13 protein-coding genes are annotated in these 15,319 nt (G+C 44.3%); 9 read left to right on the top strand and 4 right to left on the bottom strand.

Going from position 1 to position 15,319, the window contains the following annotated elements; translation table 11 throughout:
* Nucleotides 1–49: 49 nt before the first annotated feature.
* Nucleotides 50–1,423: an argininosuccinate lyase gene (gene argH, locus CZ794_RS12040; protein WP_087041845.1), complete on the bottom strand. Its 1,374-nt coding sequence runs from the start codon at nt 1,421–1,423 to the stop codon at nt 50–52.
* A 239-nt stretch (nt 1,424–1,662) separates the two neighbouring features.
* Between argH and CZ794_RS12045 the strand changes: the two genes are divergently transcribed.
* From CZ794_RS12045 to CZ794_RS12070, 6 genes are all read left to right on the top strand, one after another.
* Entirely contained in the window at nt 1,663–2,688 is a 1,026-nt protein-coding gene (locus tag CZ794_RS12045; protein ID WP_256958966.1) for a histidine kinase, read from the top strand.
* A 227-nt stretch (nt 2,689–2,915) separates the two neighbouring features.
* The gene (locus CZ794_RS12050) at nt 2,916–3,653 is read left to right on the top strand and encodes a LytTR family DNA-binding domain-containing protein (RefSeq protein WP_087041847.1); all 738 of its coding nucleotides are present in this window, start codon (nt 2,916–2,918) and stop codon (nt 3,651–3,653) included.
* A gap of 255 nt (nt 3,654–3,908) precedes the next feature.
* Nucleotides 3,909–4,943 (top strand): hydroxymethylbilane synthase, encoded by a 1,035-nt coding sequence (hemC, locus tag CZ794_RS12055; protein ID WP_087041848.1) that lies wholly within the window; start codon nt 3,909–3,911, stop codon nt 4,941–4,943.
* A gap of 42 nt (nt 4,944–4,985) precedes the next feature.
* On the top strand, nt 4,986–5,987 hold the full coding sequence (locus CZ794_RS12060; protein WP_256958967.1) for a uroporphyrinogen-III synthase: 1,002 nt from the start codon (nt 4,986–4,988) through the stop codon (nt 5,985–5,987).
* 78 nt (nt 5,988–6,065) lie between these two features.
* The gene (locus tag CZ794_RS12065) at nt 6,066–7,061 is read left to right on the top strand and encodes a hypothetical protein (protein WP_256958968.1); all 996 of its coding nucleotides are present in this window, start codon (nt 6,066–6,068) and stop codon (nt 7,059–7,061) included.
* 48 nt (nt 7,062–7,109) lie between these two features.
* The gene (locus CZ794_RS12070) at nt 7,110–7,601 is read left to right on the top strand and encodes a thioesterase family protein (protein ID WP_087041850.1); all 492 of its coding nucleotides are present in this window, start codon (nt 7,110–7,112) and stop codon (nt 7,599–7,601) included.
* A gap of 127 nt (nt 7,602–7,728) precedes the next feature.
* Here the strand turns inward: CZ794_RS12070 and ribBA are convergent, their stop codons facing one another.
* The gene (gene ribBA / locus CZ794_RS12075) at nt 7,729–8,841 is read right to left on the bottom strand and encodes a bifunctional 3,4-dihydroxy-2-butanone-4-phosphate synthase/GTP cyclohydrolase II (protein ID WP_087041851.1); all 1,113 of its coding nucleotides are present in this window, start codon (nt 8,839–8,841) and stop codon (nt 7,729–7,731) included.
* A gap of 392 nt (nt 8,842–9,233) precedes the next feature.
* A complete protein-coding gene (locus CZ794_RS12080; protein WP_179207323.1) occupies nt 9,234–10,484 on the bottom strand; it encodes a replication-associated recombination protein A in 1,251 nt (416 codons plus the stop codon).
* Nucleotides 10,485–10,958: 474 nt separating this feature from the next.
* Between CZ794_RS12080 and CZ794_RS12085 the strand changes: the two genes are divergently transcribed.
* Both CZ794_RS12085 and CZ794_RS12090 read left to right on the top strand, forming a co-directional pair.
* Nucleotides 10,959–11,471 carry a type IV secretion protein Rhs gene (locus CZ794_RS12085; protein ID WP_256958969.1) on the top strand — a complete coding sequence of 171 codons (513 nt, stop codon included), beginning with the start codon at nt 10,959–10,961 and terminating at the stop codon, nt 11,469–11,471.
* Between the two features lie 63 nt (nt 11,472–11,534).
* Complete coding sequence (locus CZ794_RS12090) at nt 11,535–12,491, top strand: hypothetical protein (RefSeq protein WP_087041854.1); 957 nt, start codon at nt 11,535–11,537, stop codon at nt 12,489–12,491.
* A gap of 121 nt (nt 12,492–12,612) precedes the next feature.
* On the opposite strand, the gene gltA is transcribed toward CZ794_RS12090, so the two are convergent.
* Complete coding sequence (gene gltA, locus CZ794_RS12095; protein ID WP_087041855.1) at nt 12,613–13,899, bottom strand: citrate synthase; 1,287 nt, start codon at nt 13,897–13,899, stop codon at nt 12,613–12,615.
* Between the two features lie 1,031 nt (nt 13,900–14,930).
* Here gltA and sdhC point away from each other — a divergent pair.
* Nucleotides 14,931–15,317 carry a succinate dehydrogenase, cytochrome b556 subunit gene (gene sdhC / locus CZ794_RS12100; protein WP_084387208.1) on the top strand — a complete coding sequence of 129 codons (387 nt, stop codon included), beginning with the start codon at nt 14,931–14,933 and terminating at the stop codon, nt 15,315–15,317.
* Nucleotides 15,318–15,319 lie beyond the last annotated feature (2 nt).

Here is a 15,319-nt window from a genome sequence, read left to right on the forward strand (position 1 = left end):
ACACCCGCTTACGTGGCGGGTGTTCAATCTATCGTTTATTCAAAATATATTAAGCAAAGGCTTTTAAACGAGCGCGGCCATTGACTACTGCTTGCTTAACTTGGTTTGGTGCAGTGCCGCCCAAGTGGTCACGGGCTGCTAGTGAGCCTTCTAGCGTGAGGTAATCAAAAACATCATCGCCGATTGCATCGCTGAACTGTTGTAGCTGTGCCAAAGATAGGTCACTCAAATCAACGCCCTCTTTGATACCCAAAGCAACGGCATTACCAACCACTTCGTGTGCATCACGGAACGCTACACCATTACGTACCAGATAATCGGCTAAATCAGTGGCAGTTGCATAACCTTTCATAGTAGCAGCACGCATATTTTCTTTATTTGGCGTGATATTCGGTAGCATATCAGCGAAGGCAAGGAGCGATCCTGTCAGTGTATCAACGCAATCAAAAAGGGGTTCTTTGTCTTCTTGATTGTCTTTATTGTAAGCAAGTGGTTGGCTTTTCATAAGGCTCAGCAAGGTCATAAGCTGACCGAACACACGCGCGGCTTTACCACGTACCAATTCAGGCACGTCTGGGTTTTTCTTTTGCGGCATGATAGAGGAGCCAGTACAGAAGCGGTCTGGTATCTGCACAAAGTTGAATTGTGCTGACATCCACAAAATGATCTCTTCACTCATGCGTGACATATGCATCATGAGAATAGAAGCCGCTGAGGTAAACTCAATCGCAAAATCACGATCTGAGACGGCATCAAGTGAGTTTTGGCAAATGCCTTCAAAGCCTAATAATTCAGCCGTAATGGTACGATCGATAGGAAAGGTTGTACCAGCAAGCGCCGCGCTGCCAAGTGGCATCTGATTGATACGGCGACGTGCATCGACGAGGCGTTCGGTATCGCGATACAACATCTCAAACCATGCCATGACATGATGACCAAAGCTGACAGGCTGCGCGGTTTGCAAGTGCGTGAAGCCTGGCATGATGGTGGTGGTATGTTGTTCAGCCAAATCAAGCAGACCGCTTTGCAGACGCACCAACAGGGCAATGATGTTATCCGTCTCTTCACGTAACCAAAGACGAATATCCGTGGCCACTTGGTCGTTACGGCTACGTCCAGTGTGTAGCTTTTTGCCGACCGAACCGATAATGTCTGTCAACCGTGATTCGACGTTCATGTGTACGTCTTCAAGCGCGATAGACCAGTTAAAGTCGCCCGCTTCAATCTCACGTAACACTTGCTGGAGACCATCAATAATGGTGGCAACTTCCTCAGCGGTTAAAATGCCGCACTCTTTAAGCATGGTCGCGTGAGCAATTGAGCCTTGGATATCATGACGGGCAAAGCGTTGATCAAAACCGACAGAGGCGGTAAAAGCGGCCACAAAACTGTCGGTTGCTTCGCTAAATCGACCACCCCACATCTGCTGGCCCTGACTGCTTCCAGTAGCGTTCTGTGAAGCGGTGTTGGTTATTGAAGCTTCTGTGCTAGAATCAGAAGCAGAAACGTTTATATTTGATTCAGGATTACTATGGTTTGAAGAATTGGCATTCATATCGGTACAGGACAAGTCAAGAGAATAAGAACTCAAGTATAGCAAAGGATGAGGTTGCCTTACTAGCGGAGCGCTTAGAGTTTTTTATTCCCAAGCTCATGGACGTCATGAGACCTTGGCAGTGGCTACTGTACATCTTTTTTTGGTCATTGTTTGTGACCGTGATGGAGCGCCATGGCTTAGCCACTTGGTCAGATTTCCTGATTAAATTTTCATGTAGATTTATTCAAAACATATTAATTGTTATACCCTCTTTATACCTTGTCGATTACCTACGGCCTATCTTCAAGCATGCCAGTATCTCAAGCGTGACTATTCGTGTCGTATTACTCATGATGCTGGCTTCTATCATATCCATGACTTCGGTGATGCTGGTTACGGTCAATATTGGCTTGGAAGAATACGACTTACAAACGTTTATTTTCAATGTATTGTTTGATACGTTATTCACAGGCGGTTTTACTCTCGTATTTTTACTCTACTTTTTGCGTATCCATCGCGAGCTCAATGCGCTCAAGTCATCGTTTGAGTATAAGTTGGCCACACAAAACGACATAATCAAAGCCCGTATCGCCCCGCATTTTTTCTTTAATACGCTAAACACCCTGACTTCGCTCATAGAATCTAATCCAGCAAGGGCTTCGTCCTTATTGCAACACGTCTCTGCGCTGTTTCGTGCCAGTTTTACAGGCGCGCATGAAGTCAGTTTTGAAGAAGAAATTGCCCTTTGTGAGCATTATTTGGCCATTGAATCGAGTCGTTTGGCAGATAAGCTTGAAGTCAGTTGGCAGCTGCCTGATGAGGATGTCATGTATGATATGGTTATCACAGCGCTCACGTTACAAAGCGTGCTAGAAAAAATGCTGATTAATGTGGTCGAGATGACGACTGAGACCATCTCTATAGAGATTAAAGTAACGTGGGAGCAGCACCGAGTAATCACCGTTATCAGTGTCGACTTACCCAAAAAGACCTTGATTGTGAATTATAATTTGCGTCAACATATGGATTTTCATATCCAAACGGAGCGCTTACGTGCCTATTTTGGTCACAGCTCCGACATCAAAAGTATCATTACCAGTACCCAAATCATCACGGTCATGGACTATCCGTTGCAGGATGTCAGTTTATAATCCATCTACCTTCTAAGTTTGCCCGTTTTTTCTGCGCTAAAACTGAGCATGGCACACTTATTGCATCTCTTATAATAAACTTACTAGTAATAGAAACGTATTGACTATACCAAAAATAAGTACATTCGGGCCTTAGTATTCAAGGATTGAGCTTTGCCTCAGATAATAGTCAGTAATTGCTAGTACGATGGAAAATATATTAAGTCTGCCCGAAGATAGGAGTTTACATGCGTATCGTAGTTTGTGATGATGAGCCGCTAGCGCGTGAGCGTTTGGTCAGAATTGTCCAAGAGTCAGGTCACGAAGTCGTTGCTCAAGCAACCACTGGGGCAGAAGCCATTATTGCTGTCAAAAGCAAGCAGCCAGATATTATATTGTTAGACATTCGTATGCCTGAAATGGACGGTGTCAATTGTGCGCAAGAGCTTGCCAAACTTGAGCATCCGCCAGCGATTATATTTGTCACCGCGTATGACCATTATGCAATCGCGGCGCTCAAAGCCAGTGCAATTGGGTATCTGTTGAAGCCTGCCAATAAAGACGAATTATTAGAAGCACTAAATAAAGCCAAAAATCTAAACGCGGCTCAGTTAAATGAGATTCGTAAGCTTGAAAACCCAGCAGCCCGACCAGTACGTGAACACATCGCTGCTCGCACGCACCGCGGGGTTGAGCTGATTAAATTTAAAGACATCTATTATTTTACCGCCGACCAAAAATATGTCAAAGTACGTCACAAGGATGGAGTAGTACTGATTGACGAAACCCTAAAAGAGCTGGAACAGGAATTTGGTGATCGACTCTTCCGAGTGCATCGTAATGCGATTATCAATCTCAGTTTTCTCGATTTTTTAGAGACGCTGGATGCAGGGCAGTATCAGATACGCTTCAAGGGCATCACTGAGACATTGGCAGTTAGCCGTCGTCACTTGCCTGCGCTGCGTGATAAAATTCAAAGCATGTAACTGCTGAGACTCTGATCAACATCATCATCCCGTATCATCAAACCCTTATTTATGCTTAAATAGGGGTATTTTTTTGTGTCAGTATTGATAGTCAGTAACGGGTATTGCCCGTAAGCTATGGCAAATTATCCATGTTTCTCAGTACCAAAATTTTTAAGTACTAAAACTTCTTAGTACTGAAGTTTTTAAGTGCTGTTATTTGAATATGAGTATCTACGTACTGACAGTATAGTATCAAATTTATCGAGGTCCTTTATGAGCAACCCGCAGCAATCTGCTTTGACTACCTTGACGATTGCCACCCGTCAGAGTCCATTGGCATTATGGCAAGCTGAGCATATTCGTGCTCGCCTGCTTGAGATGTACCCTGATTTGACAATTCAATTACTAAAAATTGTCACTAAGGGTGACAAGATTTTGGACACACCTTTGGCCAAAATTGGCGGAAAAGGCTTATTTGTCAAAGAGCTGGAACAAGCTTTGTATGATAAGCAGGCAGACATTGCCGTGCATTCACTAAAAGATGTGCCAATGCAGTTACCAGAAGGCCTAACGCTGGGTGTCTACTGCAAGCGTGCGTCACCCACTGATGCTTTTGTTTCTAACACCTATGAGAGTATTGATGAGTTGCCGCAAGGGGCTATTGTTGGAACATCAAGCTTGCGCCGCCAGTGTCAAATCAAAGCCTACCGTCCCGATTTACAGATCAAAACGCTGCGCGGCAATGTGGGTACTCGTTTGGGCAAATTAGATGCAGGCGAGTATGATGCCATTATTTTAGCGACCAGCGGGTTACAGCGTATTGAGTTAAATGAGCGTATACGTGGCGAGCTTGATATAGATGCTTGTTTACCTGCCGTTGGACAAGGTGCGTTGGCGATTGAGTGCCGTGAAGGTGACGATGAGGTATTGAAGCTATTAGCGCCGTTGAACGATGATAAAGCTCGTATTCGCCTCATTGCAGAACGTGCATTAAACCGTCATTTAGACGGCGGTTGTCAGGTGCCTATTGCCGCTTATGCGGTGCTCCAAATGGCGGATGAAACCGATGCCAATAATGATCACAATGGCGATAACGGCAATAATGACGGTGGCAATGTGCTATGGCTACGTGGCAGGGTAGGAGCAGCAGACGGTAGCAAGCTGCTAAAAGCAGAGAAGCGGGTGACACTGGTCGGCACACAAGCTGATCTAGAAGTGCAAGCCAATCAGTTGGGTATCGATGTGGCCAAGAAGCTACTTGCTGATGGCGCAGGTGACATTTTATCCGCGATTTATCACCCTGAATAAGATGTGAGCCATCTGGCCATCAACCGTTATGCATATCGGTCTATGAATGAACCGATTTTATCAGTCTTTTGTCATGGTACTCGTATGTTATCGTCCACCGATCTTAAGTCTAAAAACGCCTGCCAGTCCATCAGCCAGACACTATCTTCGCCGCAATTGGTCATCAATACGCGACCAGTAGAGCGTGCGGCACCCTTGACGCAATGTTTACAAGTAGCGGGGTTGAGTGTGATTGACATGCCGATGTTGACATTACAATCACGGGCCATGACTGATAATGACATGATGACGATGCATCAATGGTTGGCAGGAGCGTACAAGGCACTGGTGGTAGTCAGTCCCACTGCTGCCGCATCAGGTTTGGCAGCTTGGCAATTGCTTGAGCGTGACACACAAGGCAGTGCCGAGCAGCAGGTAGATAGAGCAGCATGTGAGACTTTAAAAGTACCAAGTCCTCTCATTGCTGTTGGTGATGCCACGGCGGCGGTCTTGAAACGTGCCAAATTAGACACGACAAGCCACCAAGTATGCCAACCCAAAATTGCGAACAACGAAGGCATGCTGGCCATGCCTGAAATTGAGCGTTTACAAACAGGAGACAAGCTACTGATATGGCGCGGGCTTGGTGGACGACGATTGTTGGTCGATACCTTAGAGGCGCGCGGTGTCCATATCGATAGCATTGCGTGGTATGAGCGTGTGATGCCGATTGAGGCAATGGCACAATATCAGCAGTGGCTACAAAGGTTTGTACAGCCCGATACGGTTAACGGTCGTACGCAGCAGGATATGGCGCTATCAAGCCAGTCCAAGCCTATCGTTATTGTCAGTAGTGGGACGGCTTTTGAGCATTGGTCAACTGTGGTTAATGAAACCGCAAAGCACGCTGTGCTATCAAATATGTCACTGACATTGTCCGATTTTGCCTATGTTGTATTGGGTGAGCGTTTGACTCACTGGGTGGCACAACAACAATTAACACATTGGCGTGTGGATGATTTGTCACCCGAAACTATTTTGACGGCTATCGTCTCAAACACTTAAGCCTCAAACACTTAGTATTTTTTATTTACTTGCGATAAATATGTTCACATTTATCCATAACGGTACGGCCTTATGTCCATGAATTCTGAATCATTGTCTAAAGATCCATCTCCTGTACAACAGCGCCGGCAAGCGACTATGTTTTTGCTAAGATTGCAGTGGGTGGTTATTTTATTGCTGATTGCTGCATTACTGGCGCTATACATTAACCAACAGCGTTTTCAGCAAAACGTTAATGAACGTTTGCAAAGCAATGAACACGTCGCTAGCCGTCTCAATGAGATGGATGATCGAATCTTTGCAATGAGTCAGCAGACTCTGCCAGAGCCAAGTACGGTGGCCAGTAGCCAAGCTCAGAACCAGTTGGACTTATTGCGTATTCAAACCAAAGCGGCGGATCGATTGCTGGTAGACAATAACAGCAGTGCGGCGATAGAGTTGTTGCGAGGTCTACACTGGCAGCTTTCTCAAAGCAATAATGAGATCGCCCCAGCTCTTACCGTTGTCATCAAGCAAAGTTTGATAAAAGACATTGAGCGCTTGCAAGCAAAAAGTGCTCAACCCAGTCCTTGGCAACTCCAAAACCTTGCTATCCAAAATATGCAAGATTTTTTGCACGACTATGAGCGGACCATGACCGCCAATGCACTGAGTCGAAGTGCTGACAATAAAATGAGTCTAACGCGCCAGCAGCTGGTGATTCACGAGGTGATTATGACCTTGAACTTAGCGATTCAAGCAAGCAACATGCGCGAGAGAGAGCAGTTGATTGTCTATCTGAGTCAAGCGCGCAAACAACTACAAACCTTGGTGTCTCAAGATTTACTGGCGCGAAGTACCGTGCCACAAATGTCAGCACCCGCGTCAAAAGCCAAAGAAGCCACTACCAATGGTGACTCAAACAATTCTGATTTAGACGTTGAAACCAACGCATCTGACGAAGGCCGTTTACCAATCAAATCGTCTCCTACAGATATTCCAGAAGTGATAGACGAGCTGGATCAGCTGATTACCAATGCGCCAAAAACAACCCCATTATTGACCACCCAAATTTTAGAAAAGCCGCCACGTTGATCACCAATGCGCGAGCGCTATATTCATAAAAATAAGAGACAAGACACTATGGATCGTTTTGAACAAACCACCAATCTCACCGCTGACGTTTTAGACAGTGAGTACCCTAAAGAGTTGGCACATTATCCCATCATGCATCGACAGCCGATACATTGGGGTGAGATGGACGCCTTTAACCACTTAAATAATGTGGTCTACTATCGTTATGCTGAATCCGCACGGATTGGCTATTTGCAAGCGTTAGGGATGTTTGATGGGAGTATGGTCACGGTGCTTGCGCAATCAAGTTGCCAATACTTGCGCCCAGTGACTTACCCTGATACCTTATTATTGGGAGTGCGTTGCCAGCGTTTGGGCAATACCAGTATCGTGATGGAGTATAGCTATTATAGCACTGCACAAAAAGCCATCGTGGCGACAGCTGAAGCGGTCGTAGTGCGTTTAGAAAGTAATGGTAAAGACAAACGGCCTTGGACAGAAGCAGAACGTGAACGATTATTTGCATTAGAAGAAAAAGTTGGTCACGTCCCTAACACTTGAAGTAAGAGGAATTTTGCTCAGTTAAAATACGTCTTAAACAGTAAACGTATTAGATAAAAAAAGGCACGCCAACGTTGATGGGCGTGCCTTTTTCATATTTATTTGTCACTTAACGATGCAAAACCGATCAGTCTTGGTTTGGTGAATGAACAAAATCCACCACATTTAGCTCAAAGCCTGATAAGGCATAAAATTTCATGGGTGATGACAATAGACGCATGTCACGAACCCCAAGATGACGCAATATCTGCGCGCCCACCCCAATGCTACGATATGGCTGCTTGGTAATGGTCGATGACGGCTGATTGTTTGAAGCATTATCCAGTGCCTCGCCCAAATCAACGGGCTGATGACTACCGACCCACACCAAAACCCCACGATCTGACGCACTGATTTCTTGTAGCGCCGATTGTACACTCCAACCACCGCGACCAGTGGTGTCGTTTTTGGCAGCGAACAAATCACGCAATGGATGGAAGCCGTGTACCCGTACCGTGCTGACGCCTTCGCTCACATCACCTTTGACTAATGCCAAATGCGTTTCATCAGCGCCAAACTCGCGGAAACGATGCAACGTAAAGGTGCCATATTCGGTTTCAAAAGGATAGGTTTCAACCTCTTCTACCGTTTGTTCATTGGCGATACGGTAGTTGATAAGGTCAGCAATCGTTCCTATCTTGATGTCATGCTCTTTTGCAAATATCTCAAGATCATCACGGCGCGCCATCGTACCATCAGCATTGATGATTTCTACAATCACAGCAGCTGGCTCAAGACCTGCCAATCGTGCCAAATCACACCCAGCTTCAGTATGGCCAGCACGATGAAGAACGCCGCCATTTTGTGCCATGATCGGGAAAATATGCCCAGGCTGGACAATGTCTTCTGGTTTTGCCGAAGAAGAAACGGCGGCTTGAATGGTGCGCGCGCGATCAGCGGCAGAGATGCCAGTGGTGACGCCTTCCGCGGCTTCAATAGACACCGTGAAGTTGGTACTGAATTTGGCTTCGTTGCGATCAGACATCAGCGGCAATGCCAATTGCTGACAGCGCGCTTGTGATAAGGTCAGACACACCAAGCCGCGTGCGTGGGTAATCATAAAGTTGATGTCGTCAGGACGCACATGGGTCGCTGCCATGATGATATCGCCTTCATTCTCGCGGTCTTCGTCATCCATCAAGATGACCATTTTACCAGCACGAATGTCTTCGATAATCTCAGGAATCGTATGTAAACTCATAGTAAATCTCAATATTTTATTATTTATAAATAAGTGTGATTTGGAATATAAAAAGCAATCTGCCTATTGTAGCAGCAGATGGCAAAACGCACTGTTATGGTTAAGCAAAATACGTTGTGGTTCATGCAAGTAATTCTCGATACGCCTCAATCATTACTTGTCTATATCACTATGGGGACATTTTAACGTTTTTTATCCCAGCGTGCTGCGTCATCTCTGAACTATATTGACTAGACACTCAAAAATAGCCATCAGTTTTATCAATGATCAGGGCGCACTTGATTGATTGGTAGTTATCAAGTGTCTGTCATTAAGTGGCTTCTATTAAGAGCTTGTCATTCAATGACTGTCTTAACGGTAACGGCATGAACTGACTGAGTAGCCTTTGCCAATTAGGTATCGTTACTGGCGGCTTGGTTTTTTAACCAATCCATAAATTGTTTGCTGTGCTGCTCTCGTTGATTGTCGGCAAACTCATAAAAGCGGGTACCTAATAAGTTGTCAGGCAAGTAGCTTTGCGGATAATAGTGATTGGGATAATCATGTGGGTAGGTATAACCCTGACCGTAGCCTTGATTGCGCATTAACTTTGTCACACCATTACGTAGAGGTAAGGGAACGGGCGAGGCGTCTTTTTCTGCCAAAGCCATGGCGGCATTAATGGCCTTATACGTGCTGTTACTTTTGGCACTGGTAGCTAGATAAACCACCACTTGCCCTAAGATAATACGCGCCTCTGGCATACCGATAGATTGTACACTGCGCAAGGCAGCATCAGCGAGGAGCAATGCATTGGGATTGGCGTTGCCAATGTCTTCGCTGGCCAAAATCACCAGACGCCGCGCAATAAAATCGGCAGGCTCACCGCCAACTAGCATCCGAGCCATCCAATATAACGCCGCATCAGGATCAGAGCCGCGCACAGATTTTATCATGGCTGAGATGATATCGTAGTGCTGCTCACCATCCTTATCATAACGAACCAAGGCAGTTTGTGCGACGCGGCTGACCAGTTCATCATTAATGACAAGCGGGGTTTGGTTGGTGTCAGCCGTTTGGATAGCCAGCTCCAATATATTCAAGGCTTTTCTTGCATCACCATGTGCCAATCGACTGATGGTTTCTTGCGCTTGCAAGTCAATGCTCAGTTTTTGCAGTATGTTGTCTTCTGATAGTGCTCGCTGCAATACGGCAGCGATTTGCTCTGGTGTCAGTGGTTCTAGACGATACACTTGACAGCGTGACAACAGCGCATTATTGACACTAAAAGAAGGGTTTTCTGTGGTGGCACCTATCAAGGTGATGTCGCCTGATTCTACTGCGCCCAATAGCGCATCTTGTTGGGCTTTATTAAAGCGGTGAATCTCATCAATGAACACCACAGGTGACTCAAAGCTAAGAGAATCCTTGGTCTCCAATACCTCGCGTAACTGTTTAACCCCGGTATTTAAAGCAGACAGCGCATGAAATGGTCTGCCAACAGCATCTGCCAATAGCATGGCGATAGTGGTTTTGCCAATACCCGCTTCACCATGCAAAATAATAGAGGGCAAATGACCTTGCTCGACCAAACGTCGCAGCGGCGCACCGTCTGCCAATAGATGCTCTTGACCAATAATGGCCTCAAGGCTAGTCGGACGCATACGCTGGGCAAGGGGCGTGTCAGGATGAAAAGTAGACAATATAGAACTCTCTATGAAGATGATAAAATATAAAACGATGCGGCAGTAATAGGTTTCGACACGAATCGTAAAAATGCGCTAACTTGGATGTATAAATAGATTGCTATTATATATGGTCAATCCTGAATAAAAGGATACGAGTATGACAACGTGCTACGGTTATAAATATCTCCCAGTTGCACTGTATTTATTTTATAGTAGATCAACAATAGTTTTTATAGCAGATAAATAATAGGAATAGGCTACCGCATATTTACGTTAATAAAAGTCAATCAAATGTACAGCTTATGTCCCTGACGCTTTATTTTTCTTGTTTTTACCCTTATTAAAGGTACATCGATAAACACAATCTCAATCAATTCATTCTCTTACTGAAACTGTTGACTATAAGTACATATAAAAAATAAATGCATATAAAAATAAGGTAAGACATTAATGAGGCTTCAACCAATGCTTAAGCACTTATCGGATCGCCATTTGCCCATCAAGATCAGAAAGCAGCGCACGCGCTTGCTGACCGCTGGCGAGATAGCACTGGCACGCTCAGTGTTTGGTGATAGTATTTGCTTAAATGAGGTTCAGCTAAAGACGGCTTGGTGGGTGCTAAGACACTATGCGGTCAGTCCCAATGGCAATATTTATTTTCATCCAGACGATTGGATCGAAGATTTTAGCCGCGCCTCCCTTGGCAAACAGAGCTGGCTAATACATGAATTGACTCATGTCTGGCAATTACAGCGCGGTTTAAAGGTGGTACGGGGCGCTGTCATCAATCGACGTTATGATTATGTACTGGTCACGGGCAAGTCATTTTTTAAATATGGTATCGAGCAGCAAGCACGTATGGTGCAGGATTATTTTACTCGTCGTCAGCATGGACATGATTGTCGAGATTTAGAAGCTTGTATTCCCTTTTTGACGGTTCAGTCAACGGATAAAACCACGTAGTGTAAGCAGTAACGATGACAATGTTAGTTTTTACTATTTGCCTTTATAAGGATAAAGACGCTCATGTTTAAATTTTTGCCAGCAATGTCTGCAATTGATGTAAACCCTAAGGCTCATGCATTTGAGGATCAACAAGCGAATGCTTCTTCTTGGCAATCACCCACTTTACTCATGGCGACATTGGCAGGTGCACTGTTTTTGACGGGATGTCAGCAATCTGACACACAGCCTGTGTCAGAAAACACTCAACCTGCTGAAAAGACCGCTGCTGAAGACAGCAAGCCGATGAAAAAAAGCGATTCAGCAGCCGCGCGTATAGAGCAATTCCAACCAATATATGTTGTACAAGCGCAAAACTTACAGCGTCGCCTGCAAGCAGAGTATGAATCATTGCAAGCAGCAGATACGTCCGACAGTGAAAATTCGCTATTGACCGATCCTACTACTGACAGCAATGGCATGGCTGATGAGGCAGAAGCGAGTGCGAACACAGACAATACTATTGAACCTAGTGCAGCGTCAAATACTGCCACTGCTACAGACAGCGAAACGGCATTGGCTACTGAAGAAGACGTTAATACCAGTACAGAAGTCGGCGAGCGTGATTTGACTGTCCTAAAACGCATCAGTCTTGAGCCACGAAAACCCACCATGCTAACCGAAGAGCAAATCATTGACCGCTATCAGCAAGTGATGGACGCGCTTTATCAACCAGTGACCACGCCATTGACCGCGGAAGAAATAGACACGTTGATTGATGTGGCAACCTTAGTGCCGCAATTGTTTGAGCATGCTGAAATTGCTGGACGCGTTAGCGCAAAAAGTCCTGCGCTGGCACGACTCATTATCCAGCATCAAGTTTGGGAGCAAATACAAGCTCAGCAAATTGTAGATATGCAGCAAATGAAAGTGGACCAACAAAAAGAGTTTGAAACGCTCATGAGTAAATTTAATGATACGATTCAGGGATACGATGAGCAAATCGCCAAGTACGAGCAGACTTTGAGACAATTTCAGTAATGGGTCAAGTGACACAAGTGAGTGCCATACTACTTATTTTTGAATGAAATCCATGCCGTTTAAGTGATAAAAGCAAAGCAAAAAAATCCCGCTCATTGGCGGGATTTTTTATCGATAAAAATTATTTTTGCTTACGGTCTTCAACTTTCACAAAATCGCGACGCGTTTCACCTGTGTACAACTGACGTGGGCGACCGATTTTGAATGGTGCGCTGTGCATCTCTAACCAATGGCTGATCCAACCAGAGGTACGAGCTAGTGAGAAGATCACCGTGAACATTGACGTTGGGATACCGATGGCTTTTAGAATGATACCAGAGTAAAAATCAACGTTTGGATATAGATTACGCTCAACGAAGAACGGATCTTCTAAAGCGATCTTCTCAAGTGCCATGGCAAGCTCAAGCTTAGGATCGTTGATACCAAGGGCACCAAGCACTTCGTCACAAGTTTCTTTCATGACTTGGGCGCGTGGGTCAAAGTTTTTGTAAACACGGTGACCAAAGCCCATCAATTTCACTTCACGGCTTTTCACTTTTTCCATGAATTCAGGCACGTTTTCTACTGAACCGATTTCATCTAGCATTTCAAGAACGGCTTCATTCGCGCCACCATGTGATGGTCCCCACAATGCTGCGATACCAGCAGCAATACATGCGTAAGGGTTGGCACCTGTAGAGCCGGCCAAACGTACAGTAGACGTTGACGCATTTTGCTCATGGTCAGCATGCAAGGTAAAGATCTTGTCCATGGCGCGGGTGATGACATCATTGGTTTTGTAATCTACATCACCAGGCGTTGCAAACATCATGTACAAGAAGTTTTCTGCATAGTTGAAGTCGTTACGTGGATACATGAACGGTTCGCCTCGTGAGTATTTATAACTCATCGCAGCAAGCGTTGGCATTTTTGCAATCAGACGAATTGCAGTGATTTCACGATGCTCTTCGTTACTTACGTCCAAATGCTCATGATAGAACGCTGATAACGCGCCAACGACACCAACCATGATTGCCATTGGATGTGCATCACGGCGGAAGCCTTCAAAGAACTTACGCAGTTGATCATGAACACCGGTATGTTCGCGGATTTTTTGGAAGAAATCGGCTTTTTGCTCACTGTTAGGAAGATCACCATGGATCAACGCATAAGCCACTTCTAGATATTCTGCATTGTTTGCTAGCTGGTCGATAGGGTAGCCACGATGCAATAGCTCGCCTTTACCGCCGTCAATGAAGGTAATTTTTGATTCGACAGGCGCTGTCGCCATAAAACCTGGATCATAAGTCCAGTAGCCAGCTTTTTGGAAGGCAGCAACCTCAATTACCGAGGGGCCTAAAGTGCCTTCAATAATAGGAAGTTGGTAATCCTTACCATCTACAGTCAATGTGGCTTGATTATCAGCCATAATTTAATCTCCATTTTTTTTAGCTTGTTAGAATAAAATTATCTCGGACGCATACCCTCGCGTCGTCATTAGTCAAACAAGTCATTTGAACTTAGCTCATTTGATACGCAAGGTATATTAGCAGTAATTCTTTATGATTTGAAAAGACTTTTACCAACAGTGCCCCTAATTGGCGCGGTGTAGACGTGTTTATTCACTGTAATTTTTGTATCAAAATATGTCTGATTGGTTATTTTGCTTAAAAACTTCTCTTTTAAGACAGTAAGTGAGACGCTCTTCCTGCGGCAATTTTTAGACGGTCTCAACGACACAGTAAGTTATTCTCAATAATTTTATGAGTCAAAAACAGACAGGGTATGAATAGTAGGTGCCTTAAATTGAAACCCAGTTTCGATAAAATACCGCAATTCTCTATATTTGATATTACGCATCCCTATTTATTTGTTAAGCCAATGTTCTTCTTTGACTATTTAGGGGATAAATTTGTAATTATTGCTCAGTCATTTTATAATTAGAGGAATTTAACTGGCACTAGCTTTGTGCGAATTGATAAGTGGTCATGATATAATATCGTTTAGAGTCTTCTCTATTGATACTTGGTTACGACTCAATAATGTCTTGATAGGCAAGAATCGCCATTTGCGGTTCAAGCGTTCTTGTTAACTGTTCTATTTTTAAGTACTTATTTTAGCTTTTAATTGCTTAGCACAAGGTTTGTATTGGTATAAGTGACAGAGCAGCGTTATTTTTATCGATATAAACAGTAAAAATAGACTAGTTAATCGATCTCACGTGTGTTTATTTCCATTGTCCTATATTAGATGGGTTGTTTTATAAATCTGTCAGTTTGACGAGCGATTTTAAACCGTTTATCAATACCTTATACCAAATGATCGTCTCTTCATATTTAGCATAAACTAAACGAAGTCAGCTAGCTCTTCCTTACTTTATTCGTCTCGTGTGTTGCTCAGTGTTTAATACCATTTATGTTAAGCATGGATAGCATATACAGGAGTATAACCGCAAAAAGGATGCCCGCTGTGAAAAGCAACCGACCTATTGATCTGCCTTTAAGCCAAGTGATTAGTGTTAATCGATCACCGATTGCAATCGCCTCAATTTTGCATCGTATCTCTGGCATTATTTTATTTTTACTGATTCCTGTCATGCTGTGGTTACTACAGAATTCTTTGGCGTCGCCTGAGAGTTTTGAGACCGTATTTGATAACGTACTTGTACGCTTTATCGCATGGATTTTTGTGGCCTCAATTGCTTATCACTTTGTGATGGGTATCAAGCATTTAATTGCTGATATGGGCAAGACTGAAGAGCTAAAATCTGGCCGTACTGCTGCGATGGTCAGTTTTGTGATTTCAGCGATTCTAATTGTCGCGTCATTTGTATGGGTGATGTTCTAATG

Origin of the sequence: Psychrobacter sp. JB385, from assembly GCF_900163785.1 — a bacterium.
Lineage (GTDB): Bacteria > Pseudomonadota > Gammaproteobacteria > Pseudomonadales > Moraxellaceae > Psychrobacter.